This is a genomic window from Yeguia hominis (assembly GCF_014384705.1).
Lineage (GTDB): Bacteria > Bacillota > Clostridia > Oscillospirales > Acutalibacteraceae > Yeguia > Yeguia hominis.
Genome location: NZ_JACRSN010000021.1, coordinates 1 through 20,257, shown reverse-complemented (window position 1 = coordinate 20,257; position 20,257 = coordinate 1). Strand labels below are relative to the sequence as shown.

Here is a 20,257-nt window from a genome sequence, read left to right as displayed (position 1 = left end):
GTTTTTGCGGATTTTTTGCTATAATATTTAAGATTATTATGGAGGTGTGTTTGTCATCATGAACCATGTTTTACCTTTAACTTCTGCAGCGGCAACCCAAGAGGGCGGCGGCGGATCCATGTTTATCATGATCGGAATTTATGTTGTATTTTTTGCGATCCTTTACTTTATCTTTTTCCGTCCGCAGAATAAGCGGAAGAAAAAAGAAGAAGCCATGCGCAAAAATGCAGAAATCGGCGACGTGATCACCACGATCGGCGGCATTTGCGGACGAATTGTTGGCATCAAAGACGAAAACACGATTGTGATTGAAACAGGCTCTGATCGCAGCAAGCTGCAAATTAAGCGCTGGGCAATTGGAAGCGTCGAAACCGTTCACGATGACGCAGAATAAGCTGTCATAGATATTATCCCCTTCGCATACCTATGAAACAAATAGGTGCGAGGGGGATTTTTTTGTGAAAGAAAATCGAATCGGAGTTGGGAAACGGGTTTCGGGAGCAGCCATCCGATCGGTTATGATCGGCGCGCTAGCCGGCGCCTTTTTATGTGCAGCACTGATGACTGCATGTGCGGCAGGCTTTGCGGCATCCGGAAAGCTTCCGGGAAATCTGATTCATGGCATCATGCTGGTTTTGCTTGCCGGAAGCGGTTTTGTCGCCGGCAGTGTTTCGGCAAAACTTGCAAAAGAGCGCGGTATTCTATATGGCGGATTATCTGGTGGCGTATTAGCAGTAATTTGGCTGATCTGCAGTATTGCCATATTGGGGGAAATGCTCACAATTGGTGCGTTGACCAAAATTATGATTTTGCTTCTCAGCGGAACAATTGGCGGGATTCTGGCAGTAAATCGAAAACCCAAACGGCACGCGGTCGGAAAACCGCGGCGCAGAAAATAAGAACAGCCGTTTTATACCGGGGAAGAGGAGAGCACCGGATAAAGCGGCTTTTTTTGCACAAAAGCGATCTGTAAAGGCAGATGCTTTTACAGTATAACGCAAGCAGCTTTGTGTGCAGCGTGTGTGTATTTATACAATTATACGCCCTGTATTTTAATTTACATAATTATTGGTAGATTACATAATATTTCATAGAGCCTTTTACTGCATTTGCATAAAAATGAATTTCTTTGCGGATTTCCCTTGCGAAAACCCCAAAAAAGTATTATAGTATGGGTACTGCTTTTTGGAAGAGTGATGGTGAAAGATGTCTAGAATTCAGCTAGGTTTTTTAGGTGCCGGCAATATGGCAAGCGCAATTATCAATGGAATTTTATCTGCGGATATTTTCCCGAAATCCAGTATCCATATATACGATATTTCTGAAGAGAAATGCGCAGCGTTTCAAGAGAAGGGAATCACGGCGGAATCTGATCCGATACAGTTGACAGAATCCTGTGATATGATCTTTCTGGCTGTAAAACCGCAAAACATGGAAGAGCTTCTTTCTTCCATCCGTATATCTGGTATTGATTTGGGTGTAAAGATATTTACTTCCATCGCTGCTGGAATCTCCACTTCTTATATTCAGCAGACACTTGGCGTCGATTGTCCGGTTATCCGGGCGATGCCCAATACACCGCTCCTTATCGGACAGGGCGCCACGGCGCTGTGTAAGACCGCGAACGTACCGGATTCGATGTTTGATCTTGTTCACGGCATTTTTTCCTCCTGCGGAATGGTCCATGTGATCGATGAAGCACAGATGAACGCTGTGATCTCCGTCAATGGAAGCAGTCCCGCTTATATTTATCTTTTCGCAAAGGCTGCTGTCGACTATGCCGCCTCACAGGGGATTGATCCGTCTGTTTCCCTGCCGCTTTTCTGTCAGACCTTAAAGGGCAGTGCTGCGATGCTGACAGACAGCGGCCATACGCCGGAAGAACTCATTCGTATGGTTTCTTCTCCCGGTGGAACGACGCTTGCCGCCCTCGATGTGTTTTATCAGCATGATTTTTCCCAACTGGTTGCAGAGGCTATGGACGCCTGTACGCGCAGAGCTGGGGAAATCGGCAAATAATCGATTGGTGAATTTTCCATACGGTTTGTATGGGAAAGGCATGTTTCTCTTTTCCTTGCATACATATTGATAGAATTGCTTCGATAAGGATGTATGCATATGCGAATTTCTACGTTTCACGGATTTCCACGGCTGCCTAAACAGAGTCGCCCTTCTTCCGGTTCATTTCGGCTTGGAAATCTGCCATTTGGAACTGCTGTTTTGCAGTTTATTCGGGAACATGCCGCGATTTTATTGCAGACCTGCTTCCTTTGTGCCGGCTTAATTTGGGGTGCATCGTTTTCAAAGCATGCAGATGCTGCCCTTTTGGAACGCCTGGATTTTTTGTTTTTCAGCAGTATGCAATGCCGTTTTCACGGATCGGTTCCTGCTGTTTTGATTGCTTCGGCTGCCTCATCTTTTCTTTTTTTATTGGCATGTTTTCTTTTGGGCCTTTCCCTCTGGGGCACCGCCCTGATTCCGGTTGTTCCGTTTTTTCGCGGGTTCGGATTTGGGCTGGTTTCCGGGTACCTTTTGGTCACTTATGGGCTAAAAGGCGTTTTGTTTCAGCTTTTGGTCATCCTTCCGGGCGCATATCTGGGAATGATGGCGATTCTTTATGCGGCAAAAGAAGGATCGCATTTTTCCAGAAATCTGACCGGCCATTTTCTTCATAAGAATGAAAAACAATCGGAGCCAATCGCTTTTTCCCGATATTTTACGCGGTTTTGTCGGTTTTTATTATTAGCACTTGCAGCGGCTGCTATCGACGCATTAACGACATTGTGCTTTTCGGGGATGTTTTCTTTTTGATAAAAACAGGAGATGTAGAAACACATGAAAGAGTATTACGCAGAATTTGAGCAATATCTTTCTCAGGCAAAAAAAGTTTCCAAAAATACGCTCGATTCATATCTGCATGATATTGGGCAGTATCTTGCTTACTTGGACACGCAGGTATGCACGCCGCAGGCGGTTACGCCAAAGGCGCTGGAGGACTATATCGATACGCTAAAGGAATCGGGCCGTTCTGCTTCCACCATTACGCGGAATGTTGCCTCCATCCGTTGTTTTTATCAGTTTTTGATCGAACGGGGAGAGACGGACTCCAATCCGGCAAAGCTGCTTAAGCTCGATAAGGCGCCGAAAAAACTCCCGCAAATCCTTACCGGGCAGGAAATCGAACAGCTTTTGGCGCAACCCGATATTAAAGACGCCAAAGGCTGTCGGGACAAGGCGATGCTTGAATTGCTTTATGCGACCGGAATCCGGGTTTCAGAACTGATCGACCTGAATATCCAGGACATCAACCTTAGCCGCGGATTGTTGTTTTGCAGAGGCGGAAAATCGGAACGCGCGGTTCCGGTTTATGCAGCGGCGATTTCTGCTGTATCCGATTACATCTACCGTGTTCGCAATCTGATGATTACACCCGAAGGCGGAAACGCGCTCTTTATCAACCTGAACGGAACGCGTCTGACCCGTCAGGGGTTCTGGAAAATTGTTAAAGGGTATTCTGAAGCCGCCAAAATTGTAAAGGAAATTACGCCGCATACGCTTCGGCATTCGTTTGCGCTGCATTTGCTGGAAAATGGTGCAGATTTAAAGGACATTCAGCTGATGATGGGGCATGCAGATATTTCCTCAACACAGATTTATGTACAACTTCTGGACAATCATTTCAAAGAAGTGTATAATAATTGTCATCCTCGTGCCAAAATCGGGTGAATGACGGAAAACCAACCAAAGGAGTGTTTTAATTTGGGATTTTTTAGCGGGATTTTCGGTGCCAATTATACAAAGGAAGGGCCTGGCGTCAGCAAGGACGAGCCGCAGAAGCCACCGTTTATCCGATTTTTTCAGCTTTACTTCCGGAAATTCTGGAAACTGATTCAGCTGAATTTGATTTTCCTGGTTCCTGCGCTGGTGGTTGCGGTAATGATGGTGTTTCTTTATTTGGGATCGTTCCCAGTCAATTTGCCTGTCGGAGAAAACACCATCTCTGTTGATTTGTGGAAATGGTATGTCATGCCGCTTCCGCTGATTTTGTTGTCTCCGTTTGTTCCGGGACTCGCATATGTTACCAGAAACTATGTCCGCGAAGAGCACGCCTTTGTTTTTTCGGATTTTAAGGATGCTGTAAAAGGCAACTGGAAGTTCTTCCTGTTAAACGGCGTGATTACCTATCTGTGCTATTTCATTCTCTCCATCGCGCTTCGGTTTTATTCGGCGATGCTCAGCACCAATAAGGTAATGATCATTCCGTTTGCCATCAGCATTTTATTTGCGCTTCTGTTTTTGTTTGCGCAGTTTTACATTCCGGTTATGGCCATTACATTTGAACTCAAATTCCGTGAGATTTATAAGAACGGATTTATTTTTGCAGTCCTTGGTTTATGGCGCAATTTTCTGCTATTGATTGTTTTTGCAGCATTTGCGTTTTATGCGGTGTTTATTTCTCCAATCATGCTGCTGCTCGTGATTCTCCTTGTGCTGTTTTTCCTGCTTCTCGGGTTTTCGACGGCGATGTATACCGTGAACTTTGTCGTCTATCCGCTGATCGAAAAATATCTCTTAAAGCCGTATCTTGAGAAGGATCAGCCGGAAAAAGATACGGATGCAGCATCCGAAGAGGAGAATTCGCTCGAACGCAATGCGCTTGAGCCGAAGCAGTCTGAATTTGTCTATGTGAACGGAAAGCTGATTCGCAGAGAGGAAGCAGAGGGCACACAGGTTTTTGACGACCGGCAATAAGGGATGCGAGAGGAAATCTGTACAGGACAAAAATCCTGGCATTTGACCCAAAACGGAATTTCATGCATGAAAAATCCGCCGGTTGATCCGGCGGATTTTTTGAGTGGGCGTAAATGTGTTGGTTCCGCAATTTTTATTTTTTCGACAAATCCAACGCTGCGCGGGCAAGCATTCAGAACGTTCAGCGTACGAATCCATGATTTGGCCATGTGTCGACACATATAGATAAGTTCACCGATTTTGTCCCGTAAACGGAATGGGGTGGGAGGCCGCCTTTGATTTTACCGCTTTATGCACCTTTTCGTTCCTCAATTTGTTCTGCTTCGATTCGAAGCATCGTTTCAAACCTCTGCAATGTAAAGCCCTTTTCCGGCTAATGTCTCCGAAACTGCACGGACCGTTTCTTCATACTGTTGTTTGAAAATGACACCGACTCCTCCAATGATTGCCGTCAACGCCGTGTAAAGGACCGTAGAAGCGTACTCGTCAAAAAATTGCGCAAAAATGTTCATGGTTTTCTCCTTTCCTCGCCGGTGGTTCTTTTGTCACTTCACTTGAACTTGTATGCACGCTTTTAAAAAGGGCAGGAGCGTGTGGCAAATTCTTGCATTTTTCGTTGTTCGGTCTTGACGTGGCAATTATTGTATGTCATAACAAAAACAAGGATCGATTCTTTCGGTTTTTTGGAAGTGGATGACGGATTCATTTCGTGGTTGTTTTGGTGGTGATCTCCTGTCCGCTTATAGCGTAACAGGTTTTCTGTCAAAAAAGAATTGGTATTATTTGAGATTCCATGGTAATGTCTGGTAAATAATTATAAAATGCAGGGATATGATTGGCGAAATATGGTTGAAACGCTGGATCTGATTCGAAAATACCTTGCGGCATGCAAGGAACACACCGGAATGTCCTGGTCTGATTTATCTGCAATCACAAAACTTCCGGATTCAACCATCCGAAAAATTTTCAGCGGCGAAACAGCTGATCCGCGTTTGGAAACCATTTCCCTGATCGTTTCTGCAATGGGCGGCTCTCTGGACGCGATGCTGAGCGGTACCATAGACGAAGATCCGCCTAAGGAGGAAGATTCAGAGCTTTCGGCGTTAATCCTGCTGCGGGAATCTTACGAAAAACGGATCGCCGCTCTTCAAAATTCTTCGGAACAATTTATGCAGTCCCTGAAAAAGGATAAAATGCGCCTATTTACGATTGTTTGTATTTTGGCCGCTTTTTTGGTAGTGTTTTTGGTGATGGATTTAACGTTAGGTTCTGTAGGGTGGATTCGCTACTACATCGGAGCGGAACGCTTGTTTGCGACTTTGAAGCTTTTTCTCGCAAGTAATCCAGCGCCGGACGAACATCGCGCCTATCTGGCAGCGAATCGAAAATCGAAATTGGAAACACACGCGAACGTTTTCATGTGTACAGCCAACCGACTGCGGAGATGTACCGACTGGTTCTGAACAGTCCTTTCTCAAACATATACCGCAAGAAAACTTGCGATTACAAATCATTGATTTCTAGAAAGCGTGGCATTTTTCATGAATCGTCCAATTTAAACAAACATACAGAAAACACAGCATAAAACAGGCGTGGCATGATCACGTCTGTTTGTCGTATGTTTATTTAGAAAGGATCATATTTGTGAAACGAAATATTGCACTGATGTATGCCATTGCACTTTTTCAGGGCATGGTTTTTTATGCGCCGGTTGCAACGCGTTACCGGCAGGCACAAGGCGTTTCACTCTTTCAGATTACAATCATCGAAAGCGTTTCACTGGCTTTGTGTATTGTGTTAGAGCTTCCATGGGGAATGCTTTCCGATCGAATTGGATACCGCAAAACTATGATTTTGTGCTGCGGTCTCGACTTGGTTTCCAAAATCATCTTTTGGCGGGCGACGAGTTTTCTGGGATTTCTGTTGGAACGGATCCTTCTGAGCATTGTGATGACCGGTCTTTCCGGTGTGGATTCCAGCATGTTGTATCTTTCCTGTCGTGGAAAGGACAGCCAAAGGGTATTTGGAATTTACAACGCAATGGGGATGTGCGGGTTGTTACTTGCGGCCGGTGTTTTTTCGGGTTGGATTCAGGAACGATATTCCTTCGCGGCGTTTTTGACCATCCTTAGTTATGGCGCCGCCGCAGGATTGTCGCTCTTCCTGAAAGAGGTCAAATCCCCGGATCCTACTCGTACAAAACCGGAATTCTTTCGGAAAACGGTTCAGAGTACCCTTGGAAACCGTCAGATTTTGTTTTTCCTGATTGCGGCTGCATGTTTATCAGAAGCGCACCAGACCATCACGGTGTTTTTAAGCCAGGTTCAATTTACACACTGCGGAATGCCGGATCGCACAATCGGTATCCTCTATATCCTAACCACTGTTTTAGGGTTGTGCAGTGTCTGGTCATCTGCGCTTACCAAAAGGATTGGAATTCGGCGCACGCTCTCTTTGCTTTGTGGGGGAGCTGTTTTCGCATGTATTACAGAATCGTTTGCGAAGTCCGCTGTCCCGTCTGTTTCAGGAATTCTGATGCTCCGCGCAGCAAACAGCCTTTTTCGTCCGCTGCAGACTGAATTGCAGAACCGCCAGATTCAGTCGGAAAACCGTGCGACCGCGCTGAGCATTCACGCGATGGTTATGGACAGTATCGGAATCCTGACAAATTTGTGCTTTGGCGCAATTGCCGCATGGAATCTTTCTTATGCGTTCGGATTCGGCGGCCTGATTTGTCTGTTCGGCTGGATTCTATTTCAGAAATGGCGAAGCTCTATGCCGAATTCCTTTTGCGGTGAGGTGCGCGAAGCGCGCAGAAGAGGCCATTTTTCGGAACATTGAGCTGTCTGGTTTGGAAGAGAAAATTGATGCTATGAAAACCATCTTTTTCATGGTATACTAAAAGAAAAAGAAATGAAAAAGGAGCGCGTCGTTTATGAGCAGAACCAAGCGGTCAACCTATTTTCTGATTGCCGTGATTGCAGCGCTGGGCGGAATCATCATGAAATTGCTGTCGGAACGGGAAAACGAAGGTGCCTTTTTGCCCGGTTCAGATGGGGACAGCGGTGCGGCGCCATTTTGCGAGGTCGCTCGTTTGCAGCGCGTGCATCGGTTTCATTGCGCGTCAGGTGTGTTTTCTGCAATTGCTGCAATCAATCTTGCGATCTTTGCTGGTTTGCGAAAAAAGGACCGGGATCAGTAAACGGAATCCTATCTATTCTCTTTGTCATTCTGTAAGGTGCATAGAAGCCAGGGGAGAGTCGACCTTTTTTAATCTGAAAGCTTCACTGTCATGCATCTTTGCAGCGTGGGGTTCTATGCGCAATTTTATTTTGAACGCTTCTTAACCAATAAAAGAAGTCCTTCTGATGCATTTTTTCGATCAGAAGGACTTCTTCTTTTTCTATGCGTTTTTCTGCCTGCAAAACAGCGAATCAATATCGGATAAAACCGACAGCGCCATTTGTGATATCAAAAAGCAAAATGAAAACCAAGATTCCAACCAAAACGCAGGAAATGGTAACTAGCAATTTGATATACCGATTTTTCTCCGCAACGACTCGCTCATACAGCGTGATGAGCGGAGATAAATCAGCGGTTGTGTCGTTATTGTCGGATGCCGCATGTAATCCGGTCATCTGGTCGAGCGAGCCTCCCATTGCTTTTACAATTGCACTGATCGTATCGAAGCTAGGATTGTCAGTCTGCCCGGAAAGAATCCTGCTGATGGTGCTTTCCGGAATTCCGCTCAATTCCGAAATCTGCTTGGTTGTCAGATTCCTTTCGAGCTTTAGCTTTTTTAAATCTTCCGCTTTCATAAATCGGTCACTCTCTCCTTTTTTACCTCTATAACAAGTCCTTTTGCGGGCTTTTTGTCAAATTTGTTGAATTTGAATGCATATTTGCAAATTTGGAGACAAAAATTGCATGGTTGCAAGCGAATTTCAGATCTGCGTATTTACAAAACTTTGATGTCTCTCTAAAATAAAATTGTAAAAAACAAAAACAAAATATTGCGATGTAGGCCAAAACACATACAATATGGAAAGGATGAAAAATCATGCAGCAGTTACAAGCATGCACGTTTGTCAATCAGTATTCCGAAATTGAGGGCTTTCAGGAACGCAGGACAGTAACGTACTCTGCAAAAGCGCTTCCGAACGGAATCCATCTTTCAGTGCAACAAGAAGACAAATCTGATACCTGTTCAGAAGCATGTGTATGTTCCTCAACATCTTTTGAGAAAGCCGCATCATTTTTGAAATACATTTGTGAAAACAGCATTGGAATTGGTTCTTGGTATGATGTCCTTCGTGACATGGGTGCTACATTCACAATTGTCTGAATCTGAGTCCAATAAAAAAGTTTCACCCAATATCCGATCTGAAAAGTTCGGAATATTGGGTGCTTCTGATTTTATTATATTATCGCGGTAGCAAACATCGCAAAGACATTCATATAAAAACCAGAAGCCAAATCATGTTGTGCATGCATGGAAATGTCGTGTTTAAAGTCCGGATAGTCCGCATAACCAAATTGAGTTGGGACTACAGGAGATTTGACATGTTATTATATTATTATTATAATACTGTAAATGGTAAAAGACAAGGGAGTCTCCGGGATAATTTTGCTTTTTTCAGGCAAAAAATCTATTGCTTGGCATAAAAAGAATGAAGTGGTTATGCATGGATATTTGGAAAAAGCTATATTTGATGGCAAAAGAAGAATATCACCCGGAAAGTGTTAGCCCTTTTATCGAGGCACATCATGTGGTCTGCGCGCTCGAAAGCGAAAACAGTGAAATTTATACGGGATTTTGCATCGAAAGCTGCAGCGGGGTTTTAGATCTATGTGCGGAACGCGTTGCTGCACTCAAAATGTACCTGCTGAGCGGACAAACCAAAGTCAAAAGACTGATCGCCTTTCGGGATCGTGCGCCTTACGGCGGCGGCAGCGGCATGCCTTGCGGTGCATGCCGAGAATTCTTTTATCAGCTAAACGCTGCAAACGCCGATCTTGAAATCATGGTTGATTATGCGGCGCGGGAAACCATCACGCTGCGGGAGCTTCTTCCAAAATGGTGGGGAGAAGAGCGAGCTGCAGCAGCGCAGAACGATTGAAAATGCGCGATTTTGATGATTTCCAATATTAAAAGGGAATTCTTCCATATTGATGATAGCAGAAATGAGAAAAAATATCAATCATTGGCAGAGATAAATTGATGTTTCAAACGAAATGGTAGATGGCAAACTATTTATTCAAAAACGCTTGCCTCCTGCAGACGCTTTACCAGCGCTTCCCACTCACCGGGCTGCAACTGCAAGAAGCTCCGCAGAGGAGCTTTTATAGCCACCTAGCGTTCCGTTTCTCTTACTTAAATGTGAACCGAAAGAAAAATATAAGAAACAGCGTACAAAGATGCCGGCAATTCATCAATTCATCATTGTCCATACATATGTTCCCGGCGGCGATACCGCTCGATGATGGCCGTCTCGAAGGACACGCCCTTGAGCCGCGGCATATGGAGCGTGACATTGCCGGAGGTCGTGGTGAGGTTCCGGTCATAGCGGCCGCTGCGATAGCCCTGACGAGCCTCGCTGCGCTCGCAGCGGGCCGCCTGCGTCAGGGACTATGCCTCTTTTTCCAGCAGCTCGTTCAGGGTTTCTTCCACGCTGCTTCGGACCAATTCCTTGATCTGCCCCTTGATTAGTTCCTCATTTAGCTGTACAATTTTCTCGGACATCGTTTGCTGTCTCCTTTCAGAATATTTGTGCTGTGACTTCATTCTGCCAGAGCCTGCAAGCGATGTCTTCTTTTTGGCTCGTTTCAATTTGCGCAGCTTATCTTACCTTATCATTCTCCGTTCTTCATCGGTATCCAATGCAAGCAATCATCCGTGCTTTCATTTGCTCAAAAAACCGCAGCCCGATACCCCCGGGACTGCGGTTCATTTTTTATTTAGCAAGATGGCGGATCCGTCGTTTGCGGGTTTTCTTCTGCCGTGTGTTCTTTTTCATCCAGAATGTCTGCAGCGTCTGCAGAAGGGGAGAGAGGCGGACGTTTTAACACATGAATGATCCCTTCATCATCCAGGTTTTTAATCAGCGCAATGGTCACCGGAAGACCGACAAGTCCAAATCCACCGAACAATCCTGCGCCAACAATCATGCTGACCAGCGTCACAATCGGATGCAGTCCGACCTGTGTACCGACAATTTTGGGCTCTATAATATTCCGGATAATCGTAATGACAATGTAGAGCAGAATGAGTCCCAATGCAGTGAGGTATTCTCCTTGTACGAGGCTAATAACAGACCATGGAATCAAAAACAGGCCGCTGCCGATAATCGGAAGAATATCAAAAAATGCAATCACAGCGGCAATCAAAAGCGCATTGGAAATACGGATAATCGATAGCCCGATAAAGAGTTCTGAAAAGGTAATCAGCAAAACCAGGGCATAGGAACGAATGTATTTTCCGAGTGTTTTTCCAAGCTGCCGCTTGACAGAAAACAGAAAGTTTCTGGTCTTTTCCGGAATTTGATTCGAGAGAAAGCTGGTGATAACATAGTAATCCGTTGTGATAAAAAATGTGGAAATAATGGTAATCAAAATATTGATCAGAATGCCGGGGACAGAGGTCGCATATTTTGTGATGCTGCCGACCAGCTTCATGGAAACACTTGAAACCGCGTCACCGAGAGATTTGCTGAGATTTTCAAAAATAGAATCCACAGCGGTTACCAGACTGGGATCAACACGCTTTACGGAATTTTCCAATGCATTAAAAAATTCATTTAGCGAAGGCTCCAGATTTTTTGTATAAAAAGAGGGCAGCTGCAGTAAAAGATCTTTTGCGGAATCGAAAAGCTTAATCACAAGAAGGACGGCTAAAACACCGACGGTTCCATAGAACAGAAGAACGGTCAAAATGGAAATCAGATTTCGGTTGATTTTGGTTTTTGTGTGAATCAAATTAATCAGTGGTTTTACCAGCAACGAAATCAATAGCGCAATCACAAACGGCATGACTAAATGAATAGCATACCGAAAGAACAAAAAAACAATTCCAAAAATCAAGGCAAAATAGATGCAGTTGATAATAAATGTACGGCGCTTTTGGGTGCGCATTTGCGGTTCCATGATTGGCAACATTCCCTTTATTTTTTTGATTTGACTTTTGCCAGCGGACTTGCATTTACAGCATTTTCCATCTGCTTGTCCGAAAGATGGGTATAGATTTCCGTGGTGCCTAAATTTTCGTGGCCAAGAATGTCTTTTAGCACCCGGATGTCAACGTGTCCATATTGATACATCAGGGTTGCAGCAGTATGGCGCAGTTTATGAACAGAATATCCGCCGCTTTTCAGATCAATTTCTCCCAGATATTTCTTAACAAGATATTGAACCGTCTTCGGGCTGATTCGTTTGCGCTGCTTGCTGATAAACAGCGCGTCACGGTCTCTGAGTCCTTCATGCGGTCGAACGGCAAGATAACGCTGAATTGCTGTTTTGCAGGCATCATTTAGATACACAATGCGTTCTTTGTTGCCCTTACCGACAACCCGGATCACCGTAGCGTCTTTGCGAATGTCAGACAAATTTAGCCCCACAAGCTCAGAAAGCCGCATGCCGCAGTTTAAAAAGAGCGTAATCATGCAATAATCGCGCTCTTTATAAGGGCCATCAATGGCATTTAGAAGTTCTAGACTTTGCTCTAAGGTCAAATATTTTGGAAGCGATTTCTTCTGTTTGGGGGATTCCAGCTGCTGCAGAGGGCTGACGTCCATAAGATGCTTTTGATTCGTCAAAAACTTGTAGAACATCCGAAGACTGGAGGTTTTTCTTTGTCGGGAGGCAGCATGGTTATCGCGCTCAGAAATCAGAAAATTCATATATTCAAACACTTGTGTTAAGGTAACGGATGTGATCATTTCTTCCGTCACATCTGCAATGGAGATTTCCTGAAACGGCGTATCTGGCGAAACGCTGCCATTGGTATATTTTAAGTAACGAAAAAAAGTGCGCAAATCCAGATAGTATTCGGTAACTGTCTTGGGAGAACGTCCTTTTACTGTGCTTTGATAACCGAGAAATTCACGCACCAAGGCCGGTGCTTCAGAAAAGAGATCCTGCTTCATTCGGCAATTAGCCCCTTATTGTGGATTCTATCTTTGATTGTAATGGAAACCATAGGAAAATGCAAGAAATTTTCAGTTATAAAGTTATAAAAAGATCATTGAGCAGTTGGAAGCGTTACGCATAGCAGAACAAATCTTCGAGTAATCGTTGTGTTCCATTTGACGGTAAGGAAAGATCGAACGATGCAGAAACAAAACCTGAACCAGCTTGTGGGCCGACTGCAGTGCGGATCGGTATACCAGATGATACAGCAGCAAAGATAATCGACATTCAAATTCTTATAGTAAAAGGCCGGCTATAACGGACGCATCTTTTGCCGTACGAAGTAAAGAAAAGAGGAACGATATGATGAAGGAAAAAGCAATCATTAATAAAGCACGGAATAAACAAGCAATGATAATCATTCTACCGCTCCATGATCTAATATCTATTATACAAAATGAATATTTTGTATAATTAAGGGAGCACCCAAAGCATTTTTCCGCACGCTGACGCTCGAACGGCTGGTAAATTGGACCTTTGTAACCCTGTGTGGGCCTGTGGCCAGACTTAGCAAAGTGGGTTTCTGCGTGCTTCTGAGGCCAGTTACGCTCTGTGCGCTTTTTTATTACGATATATATTTGACTATCGACGCGAAACAGCAATCCACAGACTAAGGCTGATATCTTGGATATTCAGGCCGATCAGTTCGAAAACCAAATTTCGTTTGCATAAAGCAATTTCAAGCATCGCCCTCAGCTTTTATTGCGCATTAAGTTTACAAGCAGATCTTCGATAATTAATTTATCTATCAAGTATCAGACCAAAACTAATTTTAAAGTTCATTTCCCGATTGGCCTGCAGATTCATCTTCCTTTGTTTGCATTGTTCATATGCGGTTGGCTTCAACTTCAAAATGTTGGAAAACATAAAAACAAGATTCGGAATCTTTCAATCAACGCAATTGACGCAAAGAAATTTCTTAAAATAAATAAGCTCCTATAAACCCGCAATTGTTTTTTGCTAGCTTATTCGGAGCGTTTTCTCATGATTTTTTTCTTTCTATTTATTTTTATATTATAGCTACCGATATCCTGCGTTCTTCAAAATTTCTTTATTTTATCAGGTTTGTACCCAGACTGATGCCACGGAATCTGCAGCGCCATAAAAATTGCATAAAAACTTATGATTCCCGCAACGCGACCGCTGGATCCAATTTGGATGCTTTCGCTGCCGGATAAACGCCAAATACACCTCCGATTAAAACGGATCCCCAAAACGTCCCAATTAAAACGGAAAAATTTGGTATTAACTGCACTTGCAAAATAGTTGCTCCAATCCAGGAAATTCCTACTCCGACCAAGATGCCAACCATGCTGCCAAACGCCGTAACCAGCATTGCTTCTGCTAAAAACTCCTGCAAAATACGCGATCGTTTTGCGCCGATCGATTTTTTGATTCCAATTTCTTTCGTACGTTCACTGACAGAAACCAACATGACCGTCATAATTCCCAGTCCGGACACGAGTAATGAAATTGCACCGATTACAATAAGCACCAGCGTTACCATCTCCAAAATATTCAAGAGCTGGTCACGTTGATTAGAAAGGTTTGTGATGATATATCCGTGCGTTGTTTGGCTTTTGCGATCCAATTTCTGCGAAATAAGGTTTCCAGCCTGAACCGGATCCGCATTTTCGGTTGCTTTTACGGCGATTCGGTCGAAATCATTTCGCTGTGTCAATGCCTGTAGGGTTGATACCGGTACATAAACAAACGATGGGACATAATTTCCAATGAGATTTTGGAGTAAACCGCCTCCGGTCTTTACAACGCCGATCACCTCAAATGCTTGTTGTGTGCCCATACAATTTAAATAGATTGTTTTGCCCACAATATTGTCCCGGAAATAAAATGCTTTTGCAATTTCTGCATCCACCAAACAAACCTGATTTTGGGACTGAATATCAAACTTTGTGAGCGTTCGGCCGTATAAAGGCTGGATCGATACAATATCATCCGCTGTTTCATCAACACCCCAAAGCAACACATCTTCTTCCACATCTCGATGCGAGACATTGCCGTTATATACCAGGATTGGAGAAGCATCTTGTACATCTGTTTCATTTTTGACAAGGGTCAGATCCTCTGACAATAATTTTCCGGTGGAATTGGTTTCAGAATCGACCGCAATTGTAAAACCGCCCATTCCCATATTGTCAAGTTCCGTGCTCAAAATCGCTGTGCCGCATTCTCCGATGCTTCCGATCACAATGACAGCAGCCGCTCCAATCGCTACAGAAGAAATTGTTAAAATACTGCGCCCTTTTTTATGACGCAGATTTCGAAACGCATTGCGAAAAAGATCAAAAATCACGTCACTGCTCCTCCTGACAAATAAAAACATGTGTTCCGTCAGAAACCAAATCCGGCTGCAGAACAATCTGGTCTTTTTCTGAAATTCCATCCAGAATTTCAAATCCATTACTGAATTCTTTTCCGGTAATCACCGGTGTTTGAACGGCACGTCCGTCTTGTATTGTATACACGTATTCCTTGCCAAATTCATCAGCCTTTACGGTTTCGTATGGCAAAATCAAGCTCTGTTTTTCTTGTGAAGTAATAATCTTTACAGATGAAGTGAGCCCAGGCTTTAATTCTGCTGCGGGATGATCGATCCGAACCAATACCTCCACACTTGTATCGCCGCCTGCTGATGAGGCGCTTTGAACTGCTTCCGAGGAAATTTCAGAGACGGTACCAGTGTAGGTGTTTTGAAATCCACTTCCGGTAATTCTCGTTTTTTGTCCGGTTTTAACGGCGCTGATATTCGCTTCATTCACAAAAAGACGGACCTGCATTTCATCAGAATTGGCAATTACAAATGCTTTTTCTCCTGGATATAGAAATTCACCAGCTTTCGCTCGAACAGAAACCACTGTTCCGGAAACCGGCGCTTGAATCTCCAGCAAGTGGTCTGTAAGATACGTAAGTTCGGAAGAAGTACCGGTCGCAGAATATCCTCGCATAAGAACATCTCCCTTGCTCACCGTACATCCACTGGCGGCGAGGACTTCATCTGTTAAGGTTGCAGACTTTGCATATATTGGCTTTTCGTTTGTGTATTCTATATTACCTGTACAGGATACATACTCGACTCCTTGTGCAAAACCAGCTGTAACAGCATCAACCTTTACAATTGAATTTTTGTAAAACACACCCGCATATCCGATCAGTAAAATGCAGCACACCGTGACCAGGATCAGCATGACGGCTTTTTTCATCCACCCTTTTCCTCCCTGCTTTCTAAAATTTCTCAACAGCCTTTATTTTATGATTGCGCATCAAAATTATGATCCTTTTCTCGCGAATATTTCCGCACATCCAATCACACACTATGGACAGAAAAAAACCGCACCAGCAAAAGCTGATGCGGCAAAAAAGGCCATGGGATCTATGAGAAGGGTGGTTTTTGCTTGTGGGGTTCATTCCGTGCAATGAAGATTGCGTCTACCAGAAGGAAGGGTACTGCTGTTTGGAAACGCCAACGCTGATCACCAATCACACTGGAGGATGCGTGCATAAAATTGACTTAAAACACGCTGCTGCTCCCCCAACTATTCTGCGGCAGCCTCAAAGGCCTCCCGAACCGTTTTTACACCAATAATTTCAAAACTGTCGTTCGCCGGCAAATTTCTTCCCTTTTGATTATAGTACGGAAGAATACAACGCCGGAAGCCCAAACGATGTGCCTCGGCGATACGCTGTTCTGCGTGTGTGACGGTGCGGATTTCTCCGGTCAGGCCAATTTCTCCGAACACTATCGTGTCGCTGCGGATGGCCGTATCCTTCAAGCTGGAAACAAGCGCCATGGCGACCGCCAGATCGACAGCCGGTTCATCGAGCCGCAATCCGCCGACCACATTCACATAGGTATCTAAATTCGAGAAATAGTAGCCGGCGCGTTTTTCCAAAACAGCCAGCAAGAGCGACATGCGGTTATAATCAAATCCGGTAGACATTCTTCGCGGATTTCCGAAACTGGTCGTCGTTGCCAGGCCCTGAATTTCCGCGAGCAATGGGCGCGTTCCTTCGATAATACAGGTCACACAGGTGCCGCTGACATGCTCCGGACGTCCGGAAAGCATCACAGAGGATGGATTTTCCACCTGCTTTAACCCGTCATTTCCCATGTCAAAAACACCGATTTCATTCGTTGGACCATACCGATTTTTGACTGCGCGCAGAATCCGGTATGTATGCTGCCGGTCACCTTCAAAATACAGAACCGCATCTACAATGTGTTCCAATACCTTCGGACCGGCAATTGCCCCTTCTTTGTTCACGTGTCCGACAATAATTGCCGGAATGTCCATCGCCTTTGAAACACGCATAATGGCATTCGTACATTCCCGAACCTGCGAAACGCTTCCCGGCGAAGAGGAAAGCTCAGAAAGGTTCATCGTCTGAATCGAGTCTACCATAATCAGATCGGGCTTTTCCGCAATCACCTCATTGAGAATATGTCCCAGATCCGTTTCGGCCAGCACATAAAGATTTTGGCTGGAAACGCCGAGTCTTCCTGCACGCAGACGGATCTGCCGTTTGGATTCCTCACCGGTGATATATAAAAGCTTGAGACTATTTCCGAGATATTCACAAATTTGCAGCAGGATGGTCGATTTGCCGATTCCGGGATCTCCGCTGATCAGAATGAGCGACCCCTTTACAATGCCTCCGCCCAGTACACGATCCAATTCACTCAGACCCGTATGATACCGTGATTCCGACTCTGTACTGATTTCTGAGATTCGAATCGGTGCAGACGTACGCGCTTTGCTGCCGGAAGCAGATACGCCAAGTGTCCCTTTTTTGGCCGGCGCATCCTGCATGACTTCTTCCATGGTATTCCATTCCCGGCATCCAGGACATTGTCCAAACCATTTCGGAGACTCAAATCCGCACTCTGAACAAATAAAAATCGTTTTCTGTTTTGCAGGCATCGCATTACCGCCTTCATTCTTTTTCCAATTTCCCCGGAATTTAAACATCGCAATTACCGAATTTGGTGAAAAAACACCGCGCGCAAAGGAAGAAAACTGCTAGAGCAACCGACATTTCCTCCCCAAACATGTGTTTCCGGAAGACATATTTATTATATCGAATTTTTGTATTCAAAACAAGTCTGCTCGCTCTGCTTTTCCTTTCCATTTAATTTACGATATAGCATCACATCTGCGGTGCTTCAGCAGCCGCAAAATAATCTAAAATCCCACAGTAAATGGAAAATGCCATTTGCTTCTGATAGGCTTCATCAGAAAGTTTGGCTGCCTCTTCCGGATTGGAAAGAAAGCCGCATTCTACAATGACAGCCGGACACTGTGCGTTCCGTAAAAGATAGATCGACTCCCCCGCCGGTTTGATTTCCCGCTTGTTTTCCGGTTGGAGCAGCGAAACAATCCGATTTTGAATCGCGGAAGAAAGCGTTTCGCTTTCCGGAAGATTCGTGGAATAGAAAATTTGCGCGCCGCTATATTGCGGCTCCGTAAAAAAATTTTGGTGGATGCTGATCAGCATTGGATTTTGTGTTTCCTCGAGGAGCTTCCTCCGGTTATGTAGATCGGAGACCTTCCGTTCGCGGACACTGGAAAGTGATTTTTCGCCTAAATCAACATCTGCATCCCGTGTCATGACGACCTGAAACCCGGATGCTTCCAATAAATTCTGCAAAACAAGCGTAATAGAAAGATTGACCTCTTTTTCCAGCATTCCGCTAGCCGCAGCCGCTCCGCCGTCCTCCCCGCCATGACCGGCGTCTAAAACAATCCGTGGCGCAGGCATCTCCGCAGAAAGCGCGCCCGCCTCTTTGGCAATCCTTTTATAAGAAAATGCAGTCAGCACCGAAAACAGAATACATAATCCGACAAACAAGAAAACCACCGCACTCCAAAGAACCCGGCTGCCGCGAATACAGCAATGCATGCTCCTCTCCCCCTTTTTAGGTAGCGTTCTTTCCTATCTATATGTCCTGTTTTAAGGTTCCATGCGTTTTTCTGCGAGCATGACATTAACTTGCACAAGGAGGTCATCAAAATGGTTTGCGGCTATCTCGCCAAGCAAGTCGGCCGAAACATGTCTCATGGAACGTTTTAACTTGTAAAATTTTAAATTACGTGCTGTTTACACAAAGTATGGGATGGTCTCGTGCATGCGAATCCGGAGCTTCGGCTGTTCCAGTACACCGCCATTGACGAGTTCACGCGCCTGCGTTTCCTCGCCGCCTATCCGGAGCAGTCTGCCTATTCCTCGGCGGACTTCCTTCGCAGACTGACAGTGTGGTATGCGCGCCGCGGCATCAAGGCGGAGTGTGTCCAGACGGACAACGGCTTCGAGTTTACGAACCGCTTTTCTGGCAGCAATCGCGACTTACCGACGCTATTTGAAAAGACTGCCGCTGAGCTGGGCGTTCGGCACAAGCTCATTCGCCCGTATACCCCGCGCCACAACGGCAAGGTCGAGCGCAACCGCCGCGAGGATCAGAAACGTTTTTACTCCTGCCACGCTTTCTATTCTCTGGATGATTTCACAAAGCAGCTTGCCGTTCACAATCGTCGCTCTAACAACTTACCCATGAGACCACTCCGCTGGCTCTCTCCCTCCGAGTTCGCTGTCCATTTTGTTTGACAAACCTACAATTGGCGTACAAAATCGTGCTTCTTTGAATTTATTGCGGATTTTTGTGTTTAATTTTTTCAATATCCACCTTTTGGGTACTGTCAAGATTTATGCGCATAATTATTTGCAGACTTCGGCTTAATGAAGTCAACCGGCAATAGGGACGTCGTTCAAAGCCGCCTCCAGATGCTTCATATTCATGTGCTTCTTGTTGCCCCGCTGCGTTTCCGCCACATGACGCAGCCTTGCACAGACCAGCATCAGCGCAGAGTTCCCATCGGGGAACGTTCCCACCACACGCGTCCTGCGGCGGATCTCACGGTTCAGCCGTTCGATCGCATTGTTGGTGCGGATACGCGTCCAGTGCTCGCTGGGAAAATCGCAGTAGGTCAGCGTCTCCTCAATGCCGTTCTCGACCTTCTTGGCAGCCTCCTTCAGCTTCATCGCTCTCAGCTCGGCAACGACAGCTCTTGTCTTCTCGCGGGAGACTTTCTTGCTCTCCTGCGCGTGGATCGCCTTGAGCATTTTCGCTGCAATTTTGACCTTTGATTTTGGCACAACAGAGAAGACATTGCGGTAGAAATGCACGGTGCAGCGCTGGTATTTGGCCTCCGGAAACACTTCGCCCACGGCCTCCAGCATCCCCATGCACTTGTCGCCGACGAGGAGCTTTACGCCGTCCAAACCGCGCCCGCGCAGCCACTGGAAG

General features: G+C 45.2%; 21 protein-coding genes and 1 pseudogene. 12 read left to right on the top strand and 10 right to left on the bottom strand.

Annotation, left to right across the window (positions count from 1 at the left end):
• The first annotated feature begins 58 nt into the window (after positions 1-58).
• The 6 genes from yajC to IAG03_RS12030 all read left to right on the top strand — a co-directional run bounded on the left by yajC (position 59) and on the right by IAG03_RS12030 (position 4,752).
• Positions 59-394 carry a preprotein translocase subunit YajC gene (gene yajC, locus IAG03_RS12055; RefSeq protein ID WP_249320283.1) on the top strand — a complete coding sequence of 112 codons (336 nt, stop codon included), beginning with the start codon at positions 59-61 and terminating at the stop codon, positions 392-394.
• A gap of 64 nt (positions 395-458) precedes the next feature.
• On the top strand, positions 459-899 hold the full coding sequence (locus tag IAG03_RS12050; protein ID WP_249320282.1) for a TIGR04086 family membrane protein: 441 nt from the start codon (positions 459-461) through the stop codon (positions 897-899).
• Positions 900-1,206: 307 nt separating this feature from the next.
• Positions 1,207-2,019, top strand: a complete 813-nt coding sequence (gene proC, locus IAG03_RS12045) for a pyrroline-5-carboxylate reductase (RefSeq protein ID WP_283243144.1) — start codon at positions 1,207-1,209, stop codon at positions 2,017-2,019.
• A gap of 582 nt (positions 2,020-2,601) precedes the next feature.
• Positions 2,602-2,811, top strand: coding sequence for a hypothetical protein (locus IAG03_RS14690; RefSeq protein ID WP_249320280.1), 210 nt, complete (start codon positions 2,602-2,604; stop codon positions 2,809-2,811).
• 24 nt (positions 2,812-2,835) lie between these two features.
• Positions 2,836-3,726, top strand: a complete 891-nt coding sequence (gene xerD / locus IAG03_RS12035; RefSeq protein ID WP_249320279.1) for a site-specific tyrosine recombinase XerD — start codon at positions 2,836-2,838, stop codon at positions 3,724-3,726.
• Between the two features lie 33 nt (positions 3,727-3,759).
• Complete coding sequence (locus IAG03_RS12030; RefSeq protein ID WP_249320278.1) at positions 3,760-4,752, top strand: DUF624 domain-containing protein; 993 nt, start codon at positions 3,760-3,762, stop codon at positions 4,750-4,752.
• Between the two features lie 341 nt (positions 4,753-5,093).
• Here the strand turns inward: IAG03_RS12030 and IAG03_RS12025 are convergent, their stop codons facing one another.
• Positions 5,094-5,264 carry a hypothetical protein gene (locus IAG03_RS12025; RefSeq protein ID WP_249320277.1) on the bottom strand — a complete coding sequence of 57 codons (171 nt, stop codon included), beginning with the start codon at positions 5,262-5,264 and terminating at the stop codon, positions 5,094-5,096.
• Between the two features lie 309 nt (positions 5,265-5,573).
• Between IAG03_RS12025 and IAG03_RS12020 the strand changes: the two genes are divergently transcribed.
• From IAG03_RS12020 to IAG03_RS12010, 3 genes are all read left to right on the top strand, one after another.
• Positions 5,574-6,215, top strand: a complete 642-nt coding sequence (locus IAG03_RS12020) for a helix-turn-helix domain-containing protein (protein ID WP_346726144.1) — start codon at positions 5,574-5,576, stop codon at positions 6,213-6,215.
• A gap of 181 nt (positions 6,216-6,396) precedes the next feature.
• Positions 6,397-7,593 carry an MFS transporter gene (locus tag IAG03_RS12015; RefSeq protein ID WP_249320275.1) on the top strand — a complete coding sequence of 399 codons (1,197 nt, stop codon included), beginning with the start codon at positions 6,397-6,399 and terminating at the stop codon, positions 7,591-7,593.
• 94 nt (positions 7,594-7,687) lie between these two features.
• A complete protein-coding gene (locus IAG03_RS12010; protein ID WP_249320274.1) occupies positions 7,688-7,954 on the top strand; it encodes a hypothetical protein in 267 nt (88 codons plus the stop codon).
• Positions 7,955-8,186: 232 nt separating this feature from the next.
• On the opposite strand, the gene IAG03_RS12005 is transcribed toward IAG03_RS12010, so the two are convergent.
• On the bottom strand, positions 8,187-8,570 hold the full coding sequence (locus IAG03_RS12005; protein ID WP_249320273.1) for a helix-turn-helix domain-containing protein: 384 nt from the start codon (positions 8,568-8,570) through the stop codon (positions 8,187-8,189).
• A 242-nt stretch (positions 8,571-8,812) separates the two neighbouring features.
• On the opposite strand from IAG03_RS12005, the gene IAG03_RS12000 reads away from it, so the two are divergent.
• Positions 8,813-9,097 carry a hypothetical protein gene (locus tag IAG03_RS12000; protein ID WP_249320272.1) on the top strand — a complete coding sequence of 95 codons (285 nt, stop codon included), beginning with the start codon at positions 8,813-8,815 and terminating at the stop codon, positions 9,095-9,097.
• Positions 9,098-9,437: 340 nt separating this feature from the next.
• Positions 9,438-9,872, top strand: a complete 435-nt coding sequence (locus tag IAG03_RS11995; RefSeq protein ID WP_249320271.1) for a cytidine deaminase family protein — start codon at positions 9,438-9,440, stop codon at positions 9,870-9,872.
• 338 nt (positions 9,873-10,210) lie between these two features.
• Here the strand turns inward: IAG03_RS11995 and IAG03_RS11990 are convergent.
• The 7 genes and pseudogenes from IAG03_RS11990 to IAG03_RS11960 form a co-directional block, all read right to left on the bottom strand.
• Positions 10,211-10,495: pseudogene (locus tag IAG03_RS11990) on the bottom strand (transposase); the annotation flags it as partial.
• A gap of 215 nt (positions 10,496-10,710) precedes the next feature.
• Entirely contained in the window at positions 10,711-11,895 is a 1,185-nt protein-coding gene (gene ytvI, locus IAG03_RS11985) for a sporulation integral membrane protein YtvI (protein ID WP_249320270.1), read from the bottom strand.
• A 17-nt stretch (positions 11,896-11,912) separates the two neighbouring features.
• Positions 11,913-12,893: a tyrosine recombinase XerC gene (locus IAG03_RS11980; RefSeq protein ID WP_249320269.1), complete on the bottom strand. Its 981-nt coding sequence runs from the start codon at positions 12,891-12,893 to the stop codon at positions 11,913-11,915.
• A 1,163-nt stretch (positions 12,894-14,056) separates the two neighbouring features.
• Positions 14,057-15,280, bottom strand: coding sequence for an ABC transporter permease (locus IAG03_RS11975; RefSeq protein ID WP_249320268.1), 1,224 nt, complete (start codon positions 15,278-15,280; stop codon positions 14,057-14,059).
• On the bottom strand, positions 15,252-16,157 hold the full coding sequence (locus IAG03_RS11970; RefSeq protein ID WP_249320267.1) for an efflux RND transporter periplasmic adaptor subunit: 906 nt from the start codon (positions 16,155-16,157) through the stop codon (positions 15,252-15,254). Before IAG03_RS11970 ends, IAG03_RS11975 begins: the two co-directional genes overlap by 29 nt.
• Before the next feature lie 333 nt (positions 16,158-16,490).
• On the bottom strand, positions 16,491-17,876 hold the full coding sequence (gene radA, locus IAG03_RS11965; protein ID WP_249320266.1) for a DNA repair protein RadA: 1,386 nt from the start codon (positions 17,874-17,876) through the stop codon (positions 16,491-16,493).
• A gap of 226 nt (positions 17,877-18,102) precedes the next feature.
• Positions 18,103-18,855 (bottom strand): N-acetylmuramoyl-L-alanine amidase, encoded by a 753-nt coding sequence (locus tag IAG03_RS11960; protein ID WP_249320265.1) that lies wholly within the window; start codon positions 18,853-18,855, stop codon positions 18,103-18,105.
• Between the two features lie 222 nt (positions 18,856-19,077).
• On the opposite strand from IAG03_RS11960, the gene IAG03_RS11955 reads away from it, so the two are divergent.
• Positions 19,078-19,557, top strand: coding sequence for a DDE-type integrase/transposase/recombinase (locus IAG03_RS11955; RefSeq protein WP_249320264.1), 480 nt, complete (start codon positions 19,078-19,080; stop codon positions 19,555-19,557).
• Between the two features lie 138 nt (positions 19,558-19,695).
• On the opposite strand, the gene IAG03_RS11950 is transcribed toward IAG03_RS11955, so the two are convergent.
• Positions 19,696-20,257: IS256 family transposase (locus tag IAG03_RS11950; RefSeq protein WP_249320263.1), on the bottom strand; the 562-nt coding region annotated here is incomplete at its 5' end.

Bases quoted from the DNA above. Each gene is read 5' to 3' on its own strand.
- yajC (WP_249320283.1), top strand. From the start codon at position 59: ATGAACCATGTTTTACCTTTAACTTCTGCAGCGGCAACCCAAGAGGGC.
- proC (WP_283243144.1), top strand. From the start codon at position 1,207: ATGTCTAGAATTCAGCTAGGTTTTTTAGGTGCCGGCAATATGGCAAGC.
- IAG03_RS14690 (WP_249320280.1), top strand. From the start codon at position 2,602: ATGATGGCGATTCTTTATGCGGCAAAAGAAGGATCGCATTTTTCCAGA.
- xerD (WP_249320279.1), top strand. From the start codon at position 2,836: ATGAAAGAGTATTACGCAGAATTTGAGCAATATCTTTCTCAGGCAAAA.
- IAG03_RS12025 (WP_249320277.1), bottom strand. From the start codon at position 5,264: ATGAACATTTTTGCGCAATTTTTTGACGAGTACGCTTCTACGGTCCTT.
- IAG03_RS12020 (WP_346726144.1), top strand. From the start codon at position 5,574: ATGCAGGGATATGATTGGCGAAATATGGTTGAAACGCTGGATCTGATT.
- IAG03_RS12010 (WP_249320274.1), top strand. From the start codon at position 7,688: ATGAGCAGAACCAAGCGGTCAACCTATTTTCTGATTGCCGTGATTGCA.
- IAG03_RS12005 (WP_249320273.1), bottom strand. From the start codon at position 8,570: ATGAAAGCGGAAGATTTAAAAAAGCTAAAGCTCGAAAGGAATCTGACA.
- IAG03_RS12000 (WP_249320272.1), top strand. From the start codon at position 8,813: ATGCAGCAGTTACAAGCATGCACGTTTGTCAATCAGTATTCCGAAATT.
- IAG03_RS11995 (WP_249320271.1), top strand. From the start codon at position 9,438: ATGGATATTTGGAAAAAGCTATATTTGATGGCAAAAGAAGAATATCAC.
- ytvI (WP_249320270.1), bottom strand. From the start codon at position 11,895: ATGGAACCGCAAATGCGCACCCAAAAGCGCCGTACATTTATTATCAAC.
- IAG03_RS11980 (WP_249320269.1), bottom strand. From the start codon at position 12,893: ATGAAGCAGGATCTCTTTTCTGAAGCACCGGCCTTGGTGCGTGAATTT.
- IAG03_RS11975 (WP_249320268.1), bottom strand. From the start codon at position 15,280: ATGTTTTTATTTGTCAGGAGGAGCAGTGACGTGATTTTTGATCTTTTT.
- IAG03_RS11970 (WP_249320267.1), bottom strand. From the start codon at position 16,157: ATGAAAAAAGCCGTCATGCTGATCCTGGTCACGGTGTGCTGCATTTTA.
- radA (WP_249320266.1), bottom strand. From the start codon at position 17,876: ATGCCTGCAAAACAGAAAACGATTTTTATTTGTTCAGAGTGCGGATTT.
- IAG03_RS11960 (WP_249320265.1), bottom strand. From the start codon at position 18,855: ATGCATTGCTGTATTCGCGGCAGCCGGGTTCTTTGGAGTGCGGTGGTT.